Here is a 20,595-nt window from a genome sequence, read left to right as displayed (position 1 = left end):
GCGGGCACGCCGAAGAAGCCCTCCGGCGTGGTGTTCCTACGAGTCCGCGACGCGCTTGAGCAGCTCGACGGCCGACGCCAGCTCCCGCTGTTCCGCGGGCGTGAGCGTCGCGCGGACGGCCTGGAACAACCAGCCCTCCCGCGCGGCCCGCCCCGCCGCGACCTTCTCCCGCGCCTCGGCGGTCAGCGACAGGATCGTGCGCCGCCCGTCAGCCGGGTCGGGCACACCCTCGACGAACCCGGCCGCCTCCAGCACGGCCACGTTCGCCCCCATCGACTGCGGCCGCACGCCCTCCGCACGGGCCAGGTCGGTCACCGTCGCCGGACCACCGTTCTCCAGGCGGACCAGCACGGCGATCTGCGACGGCGTGAAGTCGGTCGAGCTCGAATGCTCCCGCATCCGCCGCCTCAGCTTGGCGACCAGCGCCCGCAGCTCCGCTGCCAACGCCGCCACGTCCACGGTCTCGTCCACGCCTCCAGCGTAGCCGTTAGGAAGGCAAACTACAAAGGTTGCCTTCATAGTTTGGCCATGGAAATCCGCTGTCGGATCGTCAACGGATGCTGTTCACCTCGCCAGCACAGCTCAACTGGCACAGCACGGCCGGCACAGTTCGGCCGGCACAGTTCGGCCGGCACAGCCCCCGGCCAGCGCGAAACAGACGTCCCCCCTCAGGGGTCCCCCGGTTTTGATTCTACCGACGGGGTACGACAGTTTTCGCTGTTCAACGTGGCGGCAAGATCAAGTACTGGACCCCGGAAACGCGGAAGGGCCGCCCCGCAGGACGGCCCTTCCGCGGTGGTGGGAGCTAGCTGTATGCGGAGATGGGTGGGCAGGAGCAGACGAGGTTGCGGTCGCCCTTGGCGCCGTCGATGCGGCGGACCGGCGGCCAGATCTTCGGGGTGCCGGTGCCCGCGGGGAAGACGGCGGTCTCGCGGCTGTACGGGTGGTTCCACTCGCGGGTGATGGACGCGGCGGTGTGCGGTGCGTTGCGCAGCGGGTTGTCGTCGGCGGGCCATTCGCCGGAGGCGACCTGGTCGATCTCGCGGCGGATGGCGATCATGGCGTCGATGAACCGGTCGATCTCGCCGAGGTCCTCGCTCTCGGTGGGCTCGACCATCAGCGTGCCCGGCACGGGGAACGACATGGTCGGGGCGTGCAGGCCGTAGTCGGCGAGGCGCTTGGCCACGTCGTCCACGGTGACACCGGTCGACTTGGTGATGCCGCGCAGGTCGAGGATGCACTCGTGGGCGACGAAGCCGCCCTCGCCGGTGTAGAGGACCGGGTAGTGCTCGTCGAGCCGTCGGGCCACGTAGTTGGCGGCGGCGACCGCGGTCAGGGTGGCGCGGCGCAGGCCGTCGGCGCCCATCATGCGGACGTACGCCCACGAGATCGGCAGGATCGACGCGGAGCCCCACGGGGCGCCGCTGATCGGGCCGACACCGGTCTCGGGACCGGCCAGCGGCTGGAGCGGGTGGTTCGGCAGGTACGGCGCGAGGTGCGAGCGCACGCCGATCGGGCCGACGCCGGGACCGCCGCCGCCGTGCGGGATGCAGAACGTCTTGTGCAGGTTCAGGTGCGAGACGTCCGAGCCGAACTTGCCGTACTGGGCGAGGCCGATCAGCGCGTTGAGGTTCGCGCCGTCCACGTACACCTGGCCACCGGCGTCGTGCACCAGGCCGCAGACCTCGCGGACGGTGTCCTCGTACACGCCGTGCGTGGACGGGTAGGTGATCATGATCGCGGCGAGGTCGTCGCGGTGCTCGTCGACCGTGGCGCGCAGGTGCGCGAGGTCGATGTTGCCCTTGTCGTCGCACTTGACCACGACGACCTTCATGCCCGCCATCACGGCGCTGGCGGCGTTCGTGCCGTGCGCGCTGGACGGGATGAGGCAGATGTCGCGGGCCGCCTGGCCGCGGCCGCGGTGGTAGGCGCGGATCGCCAGCAGACCGGCGAACTCGCCCTGGCTGCCCGCGTTCGGCTGGATGCTCACCGCGTCGTAGCCGGTGACCTCGGCCAGCCAGTCCTCCAGGTCCTCCACCAGCGCGAGCAGGCCCTCGGCGTCCGACGCGGGCGCGAACGGGTGCAGGTCGGCGAACTCGGGCCAGGTGATGGGCTCCATCTCGGCGGTGGCGTTGAGCTTCATCGTGCACGAGCCCAGCGGGATCATGCTGCGGTCGAGCGCGACGTCCTTGTCCGACAGCGCGCGCAGGTAGCGCAGCAGCGCCGTCTCCGAGCGGTGCGCGTGGAACACCGGGTGCGTCATGAACTCCGACGTGCGGCGCAGCTCGGCCGGGATGCCGTCGGCGGTGTCCGCGTCGAGCGCGTCCACGTCCGACACCTCCACGCCGAACGCCAGCCACACGTCGACGAGGTTGGCGCGGGTCGTGGTCTCGTCGCAGGCGATCGCGACCGTGTCGCCGTCGACCAGCCGCAGGTTGATGCCGCGGGCGCGGGCGGCCTCGACGACCTCGGCCGCGCGGTCCGGCACGTGCGCCTGGACGGTGTCGAAGAACTCGCCGTGCACGACCTCCACGCCGCCTTCGAGCAGGCCGGCGGCGAGCACGGTGGCCATCCGGTGCGCCCTCGTGCCGATCGCGCGCAGGCCGTCGGGGCCGTGGTAGACGCCGTACATCGAGGCGATCACGGCGAGCAGGACCTGCGCCGTGCAGATGTTGCTGGTCGCCTTCTCGCGGCGGATGTGCTGCTCACGGGTCTGCAGCGCGAGCCGGTAGGCGCGGTCGCCGTCGGCGTCCACGGACACGCCCACCAGGCGGCCGGGCAGCTGGCGCTCCAGGCCGGTGCGCACCGCCATGTACCCGGCGTGCGGGCCGCCGAAGCCGATCGGCACGCCGAAGCGCTGGGTGGTGCCGACGACGACGTCCGCGCCGACCTCGCCGGGCGGGCGCAGCAGCGTGAGGGCCAGCAGGTCCGCGACGACGACCGCGAGCGCGCCCGCCTTGTGCACCTCGGCGATCACGGACTCGTGGTCGCGCACCACACCGGACGCGCCGGGGTAGGACAGCAGCACGCCGAAGAAGTCGCCGCCGAGGCCGAGGCCCTCGATGCCCTGCGACAGGTCCGCGACGACGATCTCGATGCCCAGCGGCTCCGCGCGCGTCTCGATCACGGCCAGCGTCTGCGGCAGCGTGTCGGCGTCCACCACGAACTTGGCCGACTTCGACTTGCCCGCCCGGCGCACCAGCGTCATCGCCTCGGCGGCCGCGGTGGACTCGTCGAGCATGGAGGCGTTGGACAGCGGCAGCGCGGTCAGGTCGGCGACCATGGTCTGGAAGTTCAGCAGCGCCTCGAGGCGGCCCTGCGAGATCTCCGGCTGGTAGGGCGTGTAGGCCGTGTACCAGGCCGGGCTCTCCAGCACGTTGCGGCGGATCACCGGGGGCGTGATCGTGCCGTAGTAGCCGAGGCCGATCATCTGCGTCATCGGCCGGTTGCGCGAGGCCAGCTCGCGCAGCTCGGCCAGCGCCTCGGTCTCCGTCGCGGGGGCGGGCAGGTCGAGGACCAGCTCGCGTTCGCGGATCGACGGCGGGACCGCCCGCTGCGCCAGCTCCTCCAACGAGCCGACACCGATGACGTCGAGGATCCGGGCCAGCTCGGCCGGGCGGGGACCGACGTGGCGGTCGGCGAACGGGGTGCCGTGCTCGAGAGCGGCGAGAGGAATGCGGTCCTGCGTCATGGAGGCGCCTCCGGCGGGGGTTGGGCTACGGACACACTTCTGCCGTTGCCCTCCCCCTCTGTCTCCAACCCGCTCAGCGGGCGCCTGAGAGCTTCACCCGGCACGAGACCGGGTTTTCACCGTCGGCGGGGTCGGTTTCCCGGCCCACTTTCCAGAGGCGTCTAGCCCGTGCGGTCCTTGCGCCTGAGAGGTTCCGGGGAGGATTTGCTCCTTCGGCGCCGAGCGGACGGGAACTCGGACTCTCCCGCACGGGTTCAGCGACTACCCGGTAATCGTACCCGGCCGGCATGGACGCGGTACCACGGGCGCGATGCGGATCACTAGGGCGGATCACCCGGCCGATCAGCGAAAACGACACCACGAGACCGGGGTCCCCTCGACGGGTGGGCCCCCGGTCAACACCGTACGGACGGGCACCGACATTTTCCGTTGGTCAGCCGACGGCCTTGCGGGCGAGCAGGCATGCGCCTTGGCGCTTGGCGCCCTCGGTGACGAGCCGCATGGTCACCTCGAACCCGCTCTCCCCCAGCAGATCCGCCATGGCTTCCGGCCGGTGCAGATCAACGGTGTAGGACACCGGATGCCCGCCGTAGGCGCTCCGCGGACTCAACCGCTCATCACCCACGTGAAACCCGACCAGCAACCGACCACCCGGCGCCAGAACCCGGTGGAAGCCATCGAGCACGCCCGGAAGCTCCTCACGGGGCACGTGGAAGATCGACCACCAGGCCACCACACCACCCAGCTCCCCGTCCGGAACGTCGAGCGCGGTCATCGACCCGACCTCGAACCGCAGATCGGGATAGGTGCGCCGAGCGATGCCGACCATGTTCGGCGACAGGTCCACACCGAACGCCTGCACGCCAAGAGAGCTAAGAAGCGCGGTCACCTGCCCCGGACCACACCCCACATCCGCGATCGGCCCACCCCCGTCACCCCGGACCAACTCGGCGAACGCCGCAAGAAGGTGACGCCCAAGCGGAAAGTTCGCAAAAAGCCCCTTCACCACCTCCGCGTAGTCCTCGGCAACCGTGTCGTAGGAGATCCGCGTAGCAGCAAGGTAAGCAGGCTCGACCATGCCGAAGAACCCTAGTCACCCCCACCACCCATAACTCAGGGATACCAAACCCCCAAGAAGCCTTGAAGAAACCCTCAAAGGGTATGTGTTGCGAAGACGCAACTAAGAACCGTTGCATCGAGCCCTGGCCAGGGCTCGTACCCGACTAGCCGAACCGCCCTTGCCAGTCATATGAAGGACATGAGGCGTGTACTCCGCTACGAAGACTCGCCCAGCCTACTGGTCACGATTGCTTCCCAGTGCGTGTCGCCGGTCTCCTGGAATGCGGTTACTGCTTTCCTCCAGGCACTCTTGGCCTCATCCAGCCGTCCTAAATTCTGCAGTGCGAGCCCAAGGTTGCATAGCGTTCGCCCTTCGCGGTGGCGATCATTGGTCTCTCGGTAGATGATGGCTGCATTCTGGTAGGCAGTGATCGCGTCCTCGAACTTCTGCAGCTCCTGTAGTGCGTTTCCGAGGTTGTTCAGCGCCTTGCCTTCGCCGTGGCGGTCGCCGGTCTCTCGGCAGATGGTCGAAGCGATCTGGTGAGCGGTGATCGCTTCATCGAACCGCCGCACCCGCCGCAGTGCGATCCCGAGGTTGTTCAGCGCTGTGCCTTCGCTGTGGCGGTCGCTGGTTTCCTGGTAGATGGTGGCGGCGTTTTGGTGGGCGGTGATCGCCTCGTCGAACCGCCGCACGTCCTGCAGTGCGTTTCCGAGGTTGTTCAGTGCCGCGCCTTCGCCATGGCGGTCGCCAGTTTCCAGACAGATGGCGAGGTCTTGATAGTGGGCGGTGATTGCTTCGTCGAACCGCCGTATCTCCCGTAGTGCGAGCCCAAGAAAGCTCCAGGCGTCGGCAAGTGTACTGGGGGTGTTGAGGTGTTTGGCGGCGGTGAGTGCGTGTTCACTGACGCTGACCCAGTCGGTGAAATGGCGACGCCACTCCAGGTATTGGGTCAGGTTGGTGGCGAGTTGGGTGGTGAGCTCGTAGTGGCCGGTGTCCAACGCGAGTGTGACTGCGGTGGTGAGGTTGGTGTGTTCGATGTCGAACCAGGCTAGCGCGTCTTGGCGGCCGGTAAACCGGTCGGGCACTGGGTTACCTGGTAGTGCCCGCAGGTGAGCATCTGCTGCTCTTGCGGTGTGCTGGTATTGCTCTAGTAGTCGGTGTGTGGCGGGGTTTCGTTGTTGGGGGTCGAGGTGGTCACGGGCGTGCAGGCGGATTACGTCGTGCATGGACCATCTGCCGTTGGTGTGGCGGAGCAGGCTCGCCTGCCGCAGTGCCCGCAGCCAGGGTGCTACGTGTGCGGGTGGGTGTCCGGCGAGAGCTGCTGCAGCGTCGGTGTGGAAGTCGGATCCGGGGTTGAGGGTGAGCAGTGGCAGTAGGTCGGCTGCTTCGGGCTCGCGGGCGCGGAGCCTTCGCCAGGACAGGTCGAAGACGGTGGTCAGGGATTGTTCGCCGTGCCGGACGCGATGCACTCCCAGCCCGTCGGTGAGTTCGGCGAGCAGGGTAGTGATGGTCATGGTGGGTTCGTCGGCCAGGATCGAGGCGGTGATTTCCACAGCCAGCGGCAGCGCCCCGCAGGTGTTCACCAGCTGAACTGCCGCATCCGGTTCCTGGGTGACTCGGGTGTCATCGGGGTGGCGTCGGGCAAGGATGCGGGTGAGCAGGTGCACGGCCTCATCGGTAGCGAGGACGTCCAAGTCGAGTTGGCGAGCACCGGCGAGGGTGTCGCGGGTGGTGACCAGCGCTCGGTGTGCCGGATGTCGTGGCAGCAGGTCGGACACCTGTCTGCCGGTGGAGGCGTTGTCGAGGACGAGAAGCACTCGATGGTCTTGGTCGGCGAGCTGGTCGAGAACCTGGTGGTACACCGTGGCTTGCTCGTCGACTGTGGCCGGAATTTGCTCGCTGGCTAGGCCGAGGACGCGCAGCACCGGTGCGTACACCTGTTCCGGTTGGACAGGGTTGTCGTCGAGGTCGTAGCCGCGCAGGTCGACGAACAGCACGCCACCGCTGAACCAGCCTTGCTCGGCGGCCTGGGTCGCGGTGTGGCGGGCGAGTGCAGTTTTGCCGATCCCGCCCATGCCCGCCACCGCTGACACCACCACCGTCCCCGAACCCGACTCAGTAGCTGCGGGGGCGAGCAGATCCAACAGTTGTTCCACCTGCTCGGCACGGCCGACGAACAGCTCACCCCGACCTGGCGCACCGCTCAGCCTGATGACAACTGCGGCTGCACCGGTCGCGGCAGCAGCCTAATAGACGACGTTGAAGTCTCGTCCGACGGTCCTGGCGGCGGCACCGCCAGGGCCGGTGTGTGCGTAGCCGGTCTGTGAGGTGGCCGGGGGCGTGGGGTGAGCGGGTGTGGTTCCGGGGGCGGGGTGCTCTAAGCCCGGTCCGGCCGGTGAGGGTCCGGTGCCTGCCCCAGGTTCGCGTCACGCCCGACCGCGCCGATCGCGATACTGCCGCTGCCGAAGCGTTTGCGGTGCCGCTGACGACAGTCACACTCTCCGAGGCCGCTAGGCCGCTGTTCTTCTCAGCTTCGACGAAGGTTGCGCCTCGCTCAATCGCTCCGTCACCGGAGGGCGTGTGCGATTCGGCAGGAGTGTCCATTCGGTGCATCGCGGTGCTGTCGGGTTTTTGCCGCATCGCTACCACCAGCGCCACGACAGCCACCGCCAGGCCGCCGATGCCGGCGATCCAGCTCAACGCCTCCAAGGTAGGGCGAGCCGGGTGGTTCTCGTCGGTCAGGAAGACCGGCACGCCGAACCGCAGCACCGCCCACACCAGACCACCACCAGCAAGGGCGCCACCGGCCACCCACCACGCGCGACTCCGACCGACCATGACCGATCCCCTCACCCCAAGCCCCCAGTGCGCCCGCGGACGGTAGTCGATGATCGCACCTCACCTGCTCCCCGTTACGGAAACACGCCCCGTTCACGACATCCGCCCGCGCACGTTCACCGCCGGGGCATAACCGCACGCTACTCAATGCTGGCCCGAACTGGTCACAAGAGATTCACCCCAAGAGACGAAACCGCAAAAATGCGACCTTGCTACTTAGTTCAAGACCAAGCGAACCTTTAACTACTGGTCTCAACGAAGGGTGTGTGTTGCGAAGACGTAACTAAAAACTTGAGGCTCACGCACAGGCCAGGACAGGTACCCGTCCCTCTGGATCAGCCGTACCTGTCCCGCCCGTTATACATGGGACAGGTAGGGCAGGACGGGCATGTGTTGCCTCTGAGCAGCGTTGACGTATCCGGTGGAGCGATGGGACGGGTCGTCGTGAACCCGTCCCGCCCGTCCCGAAGTCCACGTTCGGTGTCCATGTGAACGTCACCTTGCACGGGACAGGCGGCCGCGGTGACTCCGCCACCGCTTCAGCAGCGAGGAGCAGGAGCCATGATCGACCTGCACAGGTCCAGGGCTCCGGTGCGCGTAGTGGTGGATCGGTACGGCATCGAGGTACGCGCGATCAAGCGGCTACTTCAAGCACACAGCGTCCGCAAGCGGTAGTGCGGATGGTGGGCTTTATGAGGAAGCCCTGTGAGGGCGGAAGTTCTACACCTCCACAGGGCCTCTGTTTCGCCTTACGTAGGGCTAACGGCGTAGCCATGTCGACTGCTGCCGCCGTTAGAGTGATCGCGCAGTGTCGTCAGCCAGGTTTTGATCGCTGGGCTCTATAGTGTGCCGATGTCCTTAGGGCCACTTGTTCCTTCGCTTGGAGTCGCTGGCAGTGGTACCCCGGTGACTGCAGCCGAAATGGTGCTATCAGTGGTTCCAGCAGAAGACTCCGGGTCAGACACTGCCGATCGCTATGAGTGGCAGGCAGCCATGGCTGCTGCAGACAGCCTGGCACTCTACCTACGGTCGCTCGACGACCAAGGGAGGTTGCCGCATGATTGCGACGGTCGTGTTCTGTGCGAATGGCAGGAAGACTGGGTTTTGCTTGAGGGAGACGACGCTGAGCTCGTATCGGGCAAACATCGCGATCCTTCAGTTAGCGCCTTTACTACTGTAAATAAGCTCGCTGATGAGGGCGGGCTTGCGCATTTGTTTGAGCGCTGGTCTGTTTTGGATGAGACCCCGCTGTGTCGATTGGTCACTACCGGAGGAATCGCTGCTGGAGACCCCCAAGATGTTCTGGCGGCGTGTGACTACTTCCGTCAGATGAGACTGTCTGGCGTTGCCATTACAGTGACCGATGACCACCGTAATGTTGTGGATAAGCTGCGAGAGTCGATCGCTCGCTATCACTCTGCCGTCAAATCCCGATGGAAGGGAACAGGCGGTTCAGCGCCAGTATCAAAGGACAAGCAGTGCACTGAAGTGGCTCGGTTCCTGTCTATGTTGCGCTTGGATCACGGCAAACCGCAGCGCGCTCACATTGAGTATGCAGCACCGTCGATGTTTGCTCAACCCGTGCTTGACAGACTAGCTATGAGCGGAAGAGTCGCCGTCGTGTGGGAAGCCGTAGTGCGGCTGTTTCGAGCCCGTATGCGCGCCAAAGGGCCCATACCAAGCGCGGCTTTGCCCGCCGTGATGGCCTACAGAGTGGGGGCCTCCGTGCCAACCGCCAACGACGTCGAGCGCGACCTAGCCGCGCGGATCGTCACAATGAGCGACATTGACATAGCCATCAGGACGGCTCTCGCCATGCCAGCTGGATACGAGCCGGTGCAGCGGGTGCCGCTGACCACTCGACTGGCCGTGAAGATGAACACCGGCGGATGCTCCGACAATGCCGTCGAGCGTGCCGAGCACTTGCGCATGGAGTACCAGGATTACTGGCGTGACCGCATCAGCGGCGACGCCCTGGCTCGCGTGGAGCAAAGAGGCTTCGAGCGTCGGCTACTCCGCATCAATGACGAGGCCAACGACTCCGTTTCTGTCGCTGGCGGAGTGTTGTGGCGGCGGCTGCAACAGCGGATGGACGAGCTTCCTAGCGACTCGTTGCCCGCTGGCATGGACGCCGATCTCGCCCTAGGTGGGCTATGCGAGTGGGCTAATCGATGCAAGGTGTGGTTCGGGCAGCGTTTTGACGTCGACGCAGTGATTGCGCGGCTGCGCGCTGAGCGGGAAGCGGCATCATGACCCAACCCGAAGACGTACTCGAACGTACACTGTTGCGTGAAGACCTTGCCTATCATCAGGCGCGGGTGCTGCTGTTGGTCACCGCGGTGGCCGCTACTAAGGGGCATGCAAATAAGCTCGACGGGCTGACCAAGTTGGCAAAATTGGACTTTCTCCTCCGCTACCCGGCCTTGGCTCCGCAGGTTCTCGACCGACTCGATCGGACTGACCCGCGGTTGCACCTCGGTGTGCATGAATTATCCGCACCTACACACGTCGAAGCGCCAATGACGCGGTACAAATATGGGCCTTGGGATGATCGGTACTACGCCATCATCGGCGCATTGATCGGCCGAGGACTACTACGCTACACAGGTGCCCGCAAGGGCAGCGTTGCCGTGACCCCCACTCCTGCTGGCCGACGCCTCGCTGATGACCTGGGGAATAGTCAACAGTGGATCGACATCAACGATCGCAGCCGCGCGATTGCTGAGGCGTCGGCGAACATGACAGGAAATGCGTTGAAAGACCGCATCTATGAACGGCTTGCCTACCTCATGGACCGTCCGCACCGGCAGGTGATCCGGTGACCGTTCAGTTCCGCATCGACGCCTTGACCCTTGACACAACTGAAGGCGAGGTTGGTTATCAGTTCACCTCCGACCTTACCGTTCTAGCAGGTCCGACGGGGGTAGGTAAGACCACGCTGTTGGAGCTGATCAAGTTCGGCTTCGGAGGTGACGCTCGCCTTGCCCCAGTCGCAGTTGAGCACGTAGAGGCTGTGTCGCTCGACGTCACGCTCGGCGATGAAAAGCTGCGACTTACGCGCAGCCTGGATCAGGCTAAACGTAAGACTGCGCGTGTCACCGACCTGGTCACACTAGAACGGCAACCTGACCATAACGTCGGCAATGAGCAACCAAGTCTCAATACGCTCCTCTTGCGCTGCCTCGGCCTACCCGATGATATGCGCGCTGCCGCAGGTGGCAACAGTGTTCGTGAAGGCAACCGTATCACCTTCAATGACATTCTGACCTACCTCTACATCCCTCAATACGAGATCAACCGCGACATCGCACGTAGTCAAGACAGCTACCTTGAACCCAAGCGCCGGGCAGTGTTCGAGCTTCTTTTTGGCTTGACTGACGCAAACATCCTGGCAATGCGCTCGCGCATCAACAAACTCAAAGCTAAGATTGACAGTGCAGAAAAAGAGCACTCCACGGTGGTGGAATTTCTGCGTGCCAGCGGCACTACCGCCCGCAGCGAAGCCGTCGAGACCGGCGAGCAAGCACGGGCCAACCAGGAAGCCGCCGAGCGGGAACTGGGCGCCCTTCGGGAAGAAATTGAGCCGATCGCTGACCGGGAAACGCAAGTAGTGCGGGATCTTTTGGCGGAAGCCGAACGGGCCCTCGCTGATGTCCGTACCGCTAATGTTGACCTGAACAGGCGACAAGCCGAATACATGGCTGAACGTCGCCGGGTCCAAGGCGACCTCGATCGGCTAGACAGGATGCGCACGGCCGGCGAACGTCTGGCTGACATCGAATTCACAGTATGTCCTCGCTGCATGCAGTCCCTTGAACGACACATACCCGCAGGCGCCTGCCGGTTGTGTCTGCAAGCTGACACTGTCGTCGACACCGGGCAAATTGATCAGTACGAGGTTCGGCAACTTGCGTCTCAGCTGACCGAGATGGAAGACCAGCTCCGCGCTCTGGACACCCAGCAAGCAGTACTCATACGCGCTATTGGCGATCGCGAGCGACTCATCGAACACCTCTCTAGCACGCTCGAAACTCGCACGGCCGAGCGGGTGACTCCGCGGCTGCAAGCGTTCAGTGACGCCTCACAGCGTCTCGCCACAGCGCGGACGCAGCAAGAACTCCTCGAAGCCACGTTGCGTCAGTGGGATCGGGTAGCAGACTTGGAAAATGCCGCAGATACTCTCCGAGGTGAGCGTGAACAGCTAAAAGGGCAGTTGAAACGGGCTACCGCACAACTGGAAGAACGCCGTACCCGCATCGTCGATGAGATTAGCGAAGAGTTCGCCAGCACTGTCGCGGCAGTTGGTATCCCCGGTGTGCAGACTGCATCCGTTGACAAAGACAAGTACCTGCCGTTCCTTAACGGTAAGATTTTCTCCCAAGTGGTTCAAGTGGGCGGTGGCATGGCTACCGCCACGCAGGTGGCCTACTGGTCCTCTCTGCTGGCTATAGCCCTACGCAACCACGACACAAACTATCCAGCATTTCTGCTCCTTGATAGCCCTCGGCTAGCGCTAAACACAGCAGAGAAGCTTACGGCAGCGCTCTACCGGAGGCTTGTCACTCAGGCTGACGCCAATCCTGGCCGTGTCCAGTTCATCATCGCTGACAATGAGCTTCCAGACAGCTACCGTGGGCACTACGCACAGGTAGACTTTAACTATCTCCACCCGACTGTTGCCACCATCGAGCACCCAGGCGAATCCGAAGTGGTCACTATTGATGACCTTCATGACGAGTAATTATAATATCTGACGTACGTTTTGCATTGCTAGTTTATGGATTCCATGTCGGTCGGATATTTTTTCCTCTTGCGCTCGGAAGAAGTGCCAACGAGCTAACTCGAACTGGTCGCAAGAGATCCACCCTAAGAAGAAACCGCAAGAATGCGAATTTTCTGCTTGGCTCCGAACTGAATGAACCGCTAACTATTAGTCTCGATAAAGGGCGTGTGTTGCGAAGACGTAACCGCTGAGTAGCGTCCGACGTCGCCAGGGCGCTTCACGATCGTGGATTGGGCAAGTGGTCGCTACTCGACGAGTGACGACCGCATGTCCGGGGAGTCCGGTGGTCGTGACTTCAGGTCGAGTGGCAGCCGTGGCTGATAGCCTGACCGTGTCGGTGGTTTGCGTATCTGAAGAGAGTTCGCATGCCGCGCAAGCGGCCCCACAAGTTCAGGCGGATGACTCGCCATCGTGCGATGTGGCGGCACACGCCACACATTCGGGGTCTTCCCGCAGCGGTGCAAGGGAAAACGCTCAGATCGAGATCAAAACCGCGGCCAACTGGGCACAGTTCGGACTTTGGCCTGGTGCGGTGTCAGAAGCACTCGCGGGGTGGTCGCGGACCGCGTTGACCCCACGGGCTGTGGAATCTCACCCATGTGCGTGCTGTGGTCGCGGGAGTTGAGCGCTTCTGGACGAAGTGCTCGCGATGATGTCCACGTCGTCAGGGCGAGCCCTCACCCGCTTGATTGCCCTGATGGACGATGAGTTTCGTCAGCGAACATTGCCCAACCCTCTCGCGCCAGAGGAATGGCCGTGGTGGGAACGCACATGTGAACGTTGTTAAGGCTCGACCACCACAGCCGATAGCACCGCGTGGCCGGAGGCGTGATCATGCCGCATTCCGCTGGCCGCTCCTGCTGGTCTTGCCGAAGGGTATGTGTTGCGAAGACGCAACCAATGCCAGTCGTCCGCCGTATGCGTCAGCACGGCTGCGAGTCACTGACGCTCCCTCCGGCTGGACTCTGCGGTGTCCAGACATACCTTGCGGATCGCGTTGCTTGCGCGGCTTAGCCAGCCGAGGGGATGCCGACGATGATCGGTCTGGATGTCAGCGATGTGCTGAGGCTGGAGCGGAGCAGGCGGAGCGCCGAAAACGCGTGAGCCGTGGAGGGCCATTCGTTCGGGCCATAACGATGCGGCGTGGATGGGCGATGCAGGGGTGTGACGAACTAACGCACGAGCAGTCAACCTAGGTCGTTTGGGTGGGCAACTTGTTCGGCGCGGTCGTGTTCGGCTGGACAACGTCGGCAGTGTCTCCGGCTATCGACATGTGGGATGGGTGGGTCGGGATCAAGGTGATGACTGGCAGTGGTAACCGTTCTGGGCTGGTGTACGGGGTTGGTGCGGCCTTGTGTGTGGCTGTGGCAGTCGGGATGGGGGTGAGGCTGATACCGCAGGCGAAGGTCGGTGATGTCGACCCGGTGTCCGCCGTGGTGGCGCTGGCTGCGCTGGCGGTGGCGTTCCTGTCGGCTCGGCAGTCGGCGCGTGCGCTGCGATCCGCGCATCCAGTCGCGATGGAGGTGGCGGCGCGATTAGCCACCGAGGTACAGCGCAGGGAGGGACAGGCCCGGACGCAGTTGTTGGGCGGGCAGGGGCGCACGATCGATGTGGATTTCGACTTCCGCTCGGCGCTTGCCCACGACGCCCGCCACGCCGAGCCTGTGGGCCGTCTCAACGACGTGGTGGCCTACTACCGGGCTCTGCACCCGCAGCGGTTGGTCATCACCGGTGCTCCCGGTGCCGGGAAGACGGTGCTGGCGCTGGAACTGGCACTCGGACTACTTACAGATAGAGAGCCCGGCGACGCAGTGCCGGTTCGGGTGTCGGCGGCGGCCTGGGACACCGAACGCCCTCTTCGCGGATGGTTGATCGAGCACCTTGTCGAGGCTTACCTTCTGACGCGCTCGTCGGCCGAAGCACTCCTTGACGGGGGTTTGATTCTACCGGTCGTCGACGGCCTGGACGAGATGGACGCCGACCAGACTCCTGGCTACGCCTCGCGAGCGGCTCGCGCTGTCCAAGCACTCAATGCCTACCAGCATGGGCGCGACGTGGCGCCACTGGTGCTTACCTGCCGCAGCGGCCAGTATCAGGCTTTGAGGGAGGTCCGGGTCTGGGCACACGACGCGGCACGCGTCGAAATCCGCGCGGTCGACTCAGCAAAGGCTGCACAGTTCATCCGATCCCGCGTGACCGACGTGACCCGCTGGCGACCGGTCTTGGACACCATCACCGACCACCCCGGCGCTGTCCTGGCTGTCGGCCTGTCTACGCCGTGGCGACTGACCCTGGCCACCACTGTCTACGAGCAGCGGGAACCGGAAACCGGAAGCTATCTACGTGATCCCGTGGCATTGACCAGGCTCAGCGCGAACAGCCCCGAGTTGGTACGAGATCACCTACTGGAACACTTCATCCCCGCCGCCGTCGCCGCCCATATGGTTGCTGCCGAACTTTCAGAACAGTGCTACCCCGACCACCTAGTTCACCAGTGGCTCCGTGTGCTTGCCAGCTACCTTGAGCATAACGCCAGGATCGGTCGCACCCTGGGCGGCGTGCCGCTATCCGGCACTGATCTCGTTTTGCACCAGTTATGGCCACTTGCTGGGGTCAACCGTGTTCGCATTACAGTACTGGCAGCGTTCGCCCTGATCTGGCTCATCGCTACCCCGATCCTGCTGGTACAGGTTGGCATTGGCTTCAGCGTTCGTCAGGTGGTCGGCGCGGGTAGTCCGATGATCGGGGTCGTCTACATGGCCTACGCATCATGGTCAGAGCTCTGGCCTGCGCCAGCTCTCATCAACATCAGCAAGCTCCGAACCCGACGAGGCCGCCGTCAGTTTGCCGGTCATCTTGCGGGAGGGCTCGGGTTCGGACTCGTGATCGGGCTCGGGCTCGGGCCTGTGATTGGGCTCGTGAGCGGGCTCGTGTTCGGGCTCGCAAACGGGTTTATGCTCGGGCTCACGGCCGGGCTTGTGATCGGGCTCACGGCCGGGTTCGTGTTCGGGTTTGTAGAGGGGCTCGCGGACGACAGGACAGCTGCGTCGTGGGATCCGCGCGAAATCGTCAAGTTCGATCTAGCGGGTGGCCTCGTGATCGGCCTCGTGTTCGGGCTTGTGATCGGGCTCGTGTTCGCGGCCCGGCTCGTATTCGTGCCTGGACTCGTGTTCGCGGTCGTGGTTGTGGTCGCGTTTGGACTTACGTTCGGCCTCAGGTTTGGGCTCGCCGGAACCCGTTATGTTGCTCTTCTGTTCTGCATTAGGCGACCGTTCACGACTCGACCATTGCCGTGGCGGCTCGGTCAATTCCTCAACTGGTGCTACCAAGCGGGTCTGATCCGCCAAGCCGGTATCGGCTACCAGTTCCGCCACCGAGAATTGCAGCACTATCTTGCTCATTCCCCACCGCAGCCCGCTCCATCCACTCGATAATGATCTTCATCCCGTCAGGAATTGATCCAGTTCTCGAACGGCGTGTGTTGCGAAGGCGCAACCAAGGAGCCGCGAGTTCATGTACTGATCGGAGCGGGTATCCCGATCGACCCGGTCTTGCAAAGATCGCCACCTCGGTGAAGGCGGCCATCCGCCGCAGTGGAGTCATGCGAATACGGGGTATCCCAGTGCGTCGACAGCGGAGGAACACGGGGGCTCGGGTGGGGTACTTGATCGGTGTGGGCGGGTTGCTCCTGGTCGTCGTCGCGGTGTGGTGCGGCGGAAATCGCGAGGCAAGCGGCTTGCGCTCTTCGCCTACGTCGTGGCGCTCGCGGGCGGGTCACTGGTGGCGCAGTTCCTCCTCAAGCCACTCGTACCGCACTCCGTGGTGGCCGCGGTCCTGCTGGGTGGCATCACCGCGGGCATTCTCGCTGCGGCCGTCATCGGTAAACGTCGAACGAATCCGTGATCGCAGCGTGCCATCAGCGTTGTAGCCACGCACGTACTCGAAAGGCCTGCTGCCGGGCGGAGTCCCGTTCGCCGAGTTCTCCACCAGCCGGTCGTTGATCGGGCGTTTGAGCTTGCGGACCTCGCAGACCACCGAGTTCCCGACCAAGCCGATCGGTGACACCTACGAGGTCGCGAAGCGCATCGCGCAGGAACTGGAGAACTAGTTGCCACCGAACGCCTTGACCCGCTCCTCGCCGTCCACGCTCTCCCCGAACACCCGCGCGTCCGGGTCGTGGTCCCCTCGGCCGCGCACATCACCCGACGGCACGGCGGCCGCCAACGCGTTGACCCGCACCTGCGGAAGTGCTCCGGGTTCCCGGCGCCGCAGCCAGTCGACCAGGTGCTCCCGCACCAGGCACCGCAGATCCCACAACCGCGGGGCGTCCGGCGCGCTGACCAACGCCCGTACCCGCACGAACGAGTTCACCGCGTCCGTCACCTGCAACACGCACACCCGCCCGTCCCACAGGTCCACGCCCTCCAGCGCACGCCGCAGTTCCTGCCGCATGTCCTCGACCGGCACGGTCCAATCCACATCCAACTCCACTGTCCCGAGCAACTCGGATTGACTCTTCGTCCAGTTCTCGAAGGGCGTGTGTTGCGAAGACGTAAGCATCGACGCCGCTGCCGTGCTCTCTGATCAGAGTGGGTACCTCGATCGGCCCGGTCTTGCGAAGGTTGCCACCTCGGTGAAGGCGGCCATTCGCCGCAATGGAAGTCATGCGATACCGGGTATCCCAAGTGCGTCGACAGCGGACGAACAGGGGGGCTCGGGTGGGGTACTTGATCGGCGTGGGCGGGTTGCTGCTGGTCGTCGTCGCGGGTGTGGTGCGGTGGAAATCGCGAGGCAAGCGACTTGCCGTCTCCACCTATGTCGTGGCGCTCGCGGGCTGGTCACTAGCGGCGCAGTTCATCCTCAAGCCACTCGTACCGCCCTCCGTGGTGGCCGCAGTCCTGCTGGGTGGAATCACCGCGTGCATCATCGCCGCAGCCGTCATCGGCAAACGTCGAACGAATCCATGATCACGGCGCTGGCTCCCGCATCCCTGCCCCGCTCACAGAACGGGCAGCGGACCAACAACGAAGGGAAAGAACACCCCACACAAGATCACCAGTGACGAAACCCAACCCCACCACCACGACGCTGAGTCCAACCCGCCCCGCCGGAACGTCCAACCCTCCCCGCCGGAAGTTCCAACCCACCCCGCCGGAACGCACCGGAAGCACCCAACCGTGATCGATTTTACTTGGGGTTTTTGGGCTTAAAATTAGTCGGCGGGCAGGCTCTACCACCTGCCCTTTTTCGCCCGACGAAGCCCAAAAAGAGGGGCCCCAAGTCAAATCGATCACACCACCGCAGCCCGTACCCCATGCCCAACCACGAGCCAACAGCAGCAAGCATCAACACCCACAACCAACACGAACCGACCAATCAGCCGATCGCCCGGTTCCGCCGCCGCCGGGAAAGCTCGTCCTCGCTCACCGGGTCGATCTCCGCGCCGTCCACCCGCTCGGCCGGGAACTCGTGGATCGTCCCGCTGATCTCCCGCATCGCACCGCTGACCGCGATGCCGAACACCCCTTGGCCCCCTTGCAGGAGGTCGACGACCTCTTCGGCGGAGGTGCACTCGTAGACGGTGGTGCCGTCGCTGAACAGCGTGATCCGGGCCAGGTCCTGCACGCCGCGCTGGCGCAGGTGGTCGACGGCGACCCTGATGTTCTGCAACGAGACGCCGGTGTCCAGCAGGCGCTTCACGACCTTGAGGACCAGGATGTCCTTGAACGAGTACAGCCGCTGGCTGCCGGAGCCCTGCGCACTCCTTATGGTCGGGTTGACCAGTCCGGTGCGCGCCCAGTAGTCGAGCTGGCGGTAGGTGATCCCGGAGATCTGGCACGCGGCGGGCCCGCGGTAGCCGACGTACTCGTCTGGCAGCGAGGAGTCCGGGAACAGCTCACCTTGTTCCCCGGATCCGGCCCGGATGGGCGCTTCCTCTGCCACGCCTGCCTCCCCTCGGCCGGCCTGACGACCGGCGACCGTCACCGGTTGTTCCCGCGGACGGAGAACACCGGCCGTGAAGCTGCTGCGCTGTGGAATCACATCGTCGCAATTCACTCGAGTTCGACGGTAGGACCGGGTTGGGGGCAGGTCAACGCGACGCGCGGGACGGGTCTTTCCTCAACCTCAGGTTGAGGGTGAGAGAATGCGCCCGCCTCACCGTTCGAGTGACGTTTAGTGATCGTTTAGCCGAACGCCAATGACGTTGGGTAGCGCGACCGTGTGACCGCCGTAAGCGGGCCTCGCCCGAGCGGTCGTCACGCTGCGTCGCCAGCGTAACGAGGCCCAGACGCCGAGAAGGCCACCCACGAGACCCGTGGGTGGCCTTCTCGGCGCGTTCAGGTTCGATCTCAGGTGTCGGCGCCGCGGAAGTCCTCCGGCGAGATGGAGTCGAGGAACTCGCGGAACTTCTCGACCTCGTCCTCCTGCTCGTCCGGGATGATCAGCCCCGCCTCGGCGAGCACGGACTCGTCGGCGTGGATCGGCACCCCGACCCGCAGCGCGAGCGCCACGGAGTCGCTGGGCCGGGCCGACACCCGCACGTCGCCGTCGAAGACCAGCTCGGCGTAGTAGGTGCCCTCTTGCAGATCTGTGATCCGGACCTGTTCCAGCTGACGCCCCAGGGCGCCGATGACGTCCTTGAGGAGGTCGTGGGTGAGGGGCCGCACGGGCCGCACACCCTGCTGTTCCAGGGCGATGGCGGTCGCCTCGACCGATCCGATCCAGATCGGCAGGTACCGCTCGCCCTCGGTTTCGCGCAGCAACAGGATCGGCTGGTTGGCGGGCAGCTCCACCCGCACACCCACGACGCGCATTTCGCTCATCGGGTATCGCCTCCCTCAGCGCGCTGAACCACGGCGTCCCCGTACGACCACGAGGATCCTCCACGTACATCTTCGACGCTACCCGCCAAGCGGGCAGGTTGCCCCATTGGAGCCCACTTCGACATCACGATGCGGACAACGGGGTCAGACCGGTCCGGTACCGGCGATATCGCTATCCACCTGCGACACCCCGCAGACCGGCCTTCACCAGCAGTGTGTGCAACGTGACGGACAGCACTGCCAATTCCCGGAGCACTTCGTCGGCTCGGCCGCGCGCTTCGGGATCGCGCTGCCGGTACATCGGCGTGACGATCTGCTCCAGCAATCCGACTTCGCGGTCGGCGGACGCCCGGAATGCGCGGAGGTGCCGCGGTTCGATGCCGTATTCGGTCATCGCGCGCACGGTCGTCGCGACGACCACCGAGTCCGGGTCGTAGAACCCGGCCGCGCCCGCGCGGATGATCCCGTACTGCTCCAGGTCCGCCAGCATGGTCTTGCTGATGCCCGCCTGCGCGAGGAACTCCTCGCGGGTCAGCCTCGACGTGCTGGACGGCTGCTCGAAGTGCTCGACGGTCGGCACGCCCTCGACGGCCGCGAGCGCGCGCCTCGGCGGCTCCTCGGCGGTGTCGAGCTGCTGCTTGATGACCTTCAACGGGAGGTAGTGGTCCCGTTGGGCGGCCAGGACGAAGCGCAGCCGCTCGACGTCGGCCGAGGTGAACTGCCGGTACCCCGAGGCGGTGCGTGCCGGGCGGACCAGCCCCTCGGACTCCAGGAAGCGGATCTTCGAGATGGTCACGTCGGGGAACTCGGGGCGAAGCTGCGACAGCACCGCCCCGATGCTCAACCCACCGCGCTGCGGCCGCCCGGCAGCCGTCACTGCGCCCCCTGGCCCCCGGCTCCCGGACCGGTCAGGAACACGAGGCGGAACTTGCCGATCTGGACCTCGTCGCCGTTCGCCAGCACTGCCTGGTCCACCGGCTCGCGGTTGACGTAGGTGCCGTTGAGGCTGCCCACGTCGATGACCACGAACTCCCCGCCTTCGCGGCGGAACTCGGCATGGCGCCGGGAGACCGTCACGTCGTCGAGGAAGATGTCGCTGTCCGGGTGCCTACCCGCGCTGGTGGTGTCGCGGTCGAGCAGGAACCTGGACCCCGCGTTCGGGCCGCGCTTCACCACCAGCAGGGCTGACCCGGCGGGGAGTGCGTCGACCCCCGCGACCGCGGGCTCCTTCGCGGGCGCTTCCGCGCCCTCCACGTCGGCGAGGAAATCCGCCCGGAAAACGGAGGTCCGCTCCGGGGACTGCTCTGGCGGAACGCCTGGCCCGTCGTTCATGCTCACCTGAGCTCTCCTCCTGCTGCTGGAACCGTCGAGACCACTAGAACCTATCGTGCCCGATCCC

Annotated in this window: 15 protein-coding genes and 1 riboswitch; of the genes, 5 read left to right on the top strand and 10 right to left on the bottom strand. The window is 65.0% G+C overall.

Translation table 11 applies throughout. The features are described from left to right. Positions 1–36 precede the first annotated feature (36 nt). From CLV43_RS42260 to CLV43_RS42245, 4 genes are all read right to left on the bottom strand, one after another. Positions 37–471 (bottom strand): MarR family winged helix-turn-helix transcriptional regulator, encoded by a 435-nt coding sequence (locus CLV43_RS42260; RefSeq protein ID WP_211304822.1) that lies wholly within the window; start codon positions 469–471, stop codon positions 37–39. Between the two features lie 334 nt (positions 472–805). Further along, positions 806–3,691 carry an aminomethyl-transferring glycine dehydrogenase gene (gene gcvP, locus CLV43_RS42255; protein WP_106195890.1) on the bottom strand — a complete coding sequence of 962 codons (2,886 nt, stop codon included), beginning with the start codon at positions 3,689–3,691 and terminating at the stop codon, positions 806–808. 161 nt (positions 3,692–3,852) lie between these two features. Beyond that, positions 3,853–3,948, bottom strand: a riboswitch (glycine riboswitch). Positions 3,949–4,124: 176 nt separating this feature from the next. Further along, a complete protein-coding gene (locus CLV43_RS42250; RefSeq protein ID WP_106195889.1) occupies positions 4,125–4,769 on the bottom strand; it encodes a class I SAM-dependent methyltransferase in 645 nt (214 codons plus the stop codon). Positions 4,770–4,966: 197 nt separating this feature from the next. After that, complete coding sequence (locus CLV43_RS42245; RefSeq protein WP_146175125.1) at positions 4,967–6,895, bottom strand: ATP-binding protein; 1,929 nt, start codon at positions 6,893–6,895, stop codon at positions 4,967–4,969. A 1,600-nt stretch (positions 6,896–8,495) separates the two neighbouring features. On the opposite strand from CLV43_RS42245, the gene CLV43_RS47425 reads away from it, so the two are divergent. The 4 genes from CLV43_RS47425 to CLV43_RS42225 all read left to right on the top strand — a co-directional run bounded on the left by CLV43_RS47425 (position 8,496) and on the right by CLV43_RS42225 (position 15,806). Further along, positions 8,496–9,842 (top strand): hypothetical protein, encoded by a 1,347-nt coding sequence (locus tag CLV43_RS47425; protein ID WP_146175124.1) that lies wholly within the window; start codon positions 8,496–8,498, stop codon positions 9,840–9,842. Beyond that, entirely contained in the window at positions 9,839–10,411 is a 573-nt protein-coding gene (locus CLV43_RS42235; protein ID WP_106195884.1) for a hypothetical protein, read from the top strand. The genes CLV43_RS47425 and CLV43_RS42235 overlap by 4 nt, the downstream gene beginning before the upstream one ends. Beyond that, a complete protein-coding gene (locus CLV43_RS42230; RefSeq protein WP_106195882.1) occupies positions 10,408–12,330 on the top strand; it encodes an AAA family ATPase in 1,923 nt (640 codons plus the stop codon). Before CLV43_RS42235 ends, CLV43_RS42230 begins: the two co-directional genes overlap by 4 nt. A gap of 1,247 nt (positions 12,331–13,577) precedes the next feature. Then, positions 13,578–15,806 carry an NACHT domain-containing protein gene (locus CLV43_RS42225; RefSeq protein WP_106195880.1) on the top strand — a complete coding sequence of 743 codons (2,229 nt, stop codon included), beginning with the start codon at positions 13,578–13,580 and terminating at the stop codon, positions 15,804–15,806. A 340-nt stretch (positions 15,807–16,146) separates the two neighbouring features. Here CLV43_RS42225 and CLV43_RS48265 read toward each other — a convergent pair whose 3' ends face one another. Together CLV43_RS48265 and CLV43_RS42215 are read right to left on the bottom strand one after the other, a co-directional pair. Next, positions 16,147–16,422 carry a hypothetical protein gene (locus tag CLV43_RS48265; RefSeq protein ID WP_170156256.1) on the bottom strand — a complete coding sequence of 92 codons (276 nt, stop codon included), beginning with the start codon at positions 16,420–16,422 and terminating at the stop codon, positions 16,147–16,149. A gap of 54 nt (positions 16,423–16,476) precedes the next feature. After that, positions 16,477–16,851 carry a hypothetical protein gene (locus CLV43_RS42215; RefSeq protein ID WP_245887444.1) on the bottom strand — a complete coding sequence of 125 codons (375 nt, stop codon included), beginning with the start codon at positions 16,849–16,851 and terminating at the stop codon, positions 16,477–16,479. 239 nt (positions 16,852–17,090) lie between these two features. Here CLV43_RS42215 and CLV43_RS47420 point away from each other — a divergent pair, with 239 nt between their 5' ends. Further along, on the top strand, positions 17,091–17,339 hold the full coding sequence (locus tag CLV43_RS47420) for a hypothetical protein (protein WP_146175123.1): 249 nt from the start codon (positions 17,091–17,093) through the stop codon (positions 17,337–17,339). Between the two features lie 409 nt (positions 17,340–17,748). Here the strand turns inward: CLV43_RS47420 and CLV43_RS42210 are convergent, their stop codons facing one another. The 4 genes from CLV43_RS42210 to garA all read right to left on the bottom strand — a co-directional run bounded on the left by CLV43_RS42210 (position 17,749) and on the right by garA (position 20,534). After that, complete coding sequence (locus tag CLV43_RS42210; RefSeq protein ID WP_106195878.1) at positions 17,749–18,315, bottom strand: MerR family transcriptional regulator; 567 nt, start codon at positions 18,313–18,315, stop codon at positions 17,749–17,751. 407 nt (positions 18,316–18,722) lie between these two features. After that, positions 18,723–19,196 carry a bifunctional nuclease family protein gene (locus tag CLV43_RS42205; protein WP_106195876.1) on the bottom strand — a complete coding sequence of 158 codons (474 nt, stop codon included), beginning with the start codon at positions 19,194–19,196 and terminating at the stop codon, positions 18,723–18,725. Between the two features lie 172 nt (positions 19,197–19,368). Further along, positions 19,369–20,073: a transcriptional regulator FtsR gene (ftsR, locus tag CLV43_RS42200; protein ID WP_106195874.1), complete on the bottom strand. Its 705-nt coding sequence runs from the start codon at positions 20,071–20,073 to the stop codon at positions 19,369–19,371. Next, a complete protein-coding gene (garA, locus tag CLV43_RS42195; protein WP_106195872.1) occupies positions 20,070–20,534 on the bottom strand; it encodes a glycogen accumulation regulator GarA in 465 nt (154 codons plus the stop codon). The genes ftsR and garA overlap by 4 nt, the downstream gene beginning before the upstream one ends. Positions 20,535–20,595: the final 61 nt, after the last annotated feature.

This window comes from Umezawaea tangerina, assembly GCF_003002815.1.
GTDB lineage: Bacteria > Actinomycetota > Actinomycetes > Mycobacteriales > Pseudonocardiaceae > Umezawaea > Umezawaea tangerina.
The sequence above is the reverse complement of the archived record's forward strand: the minus strand, read 5'-3'. Positions and strand labels throughout refer to the sequence as shown.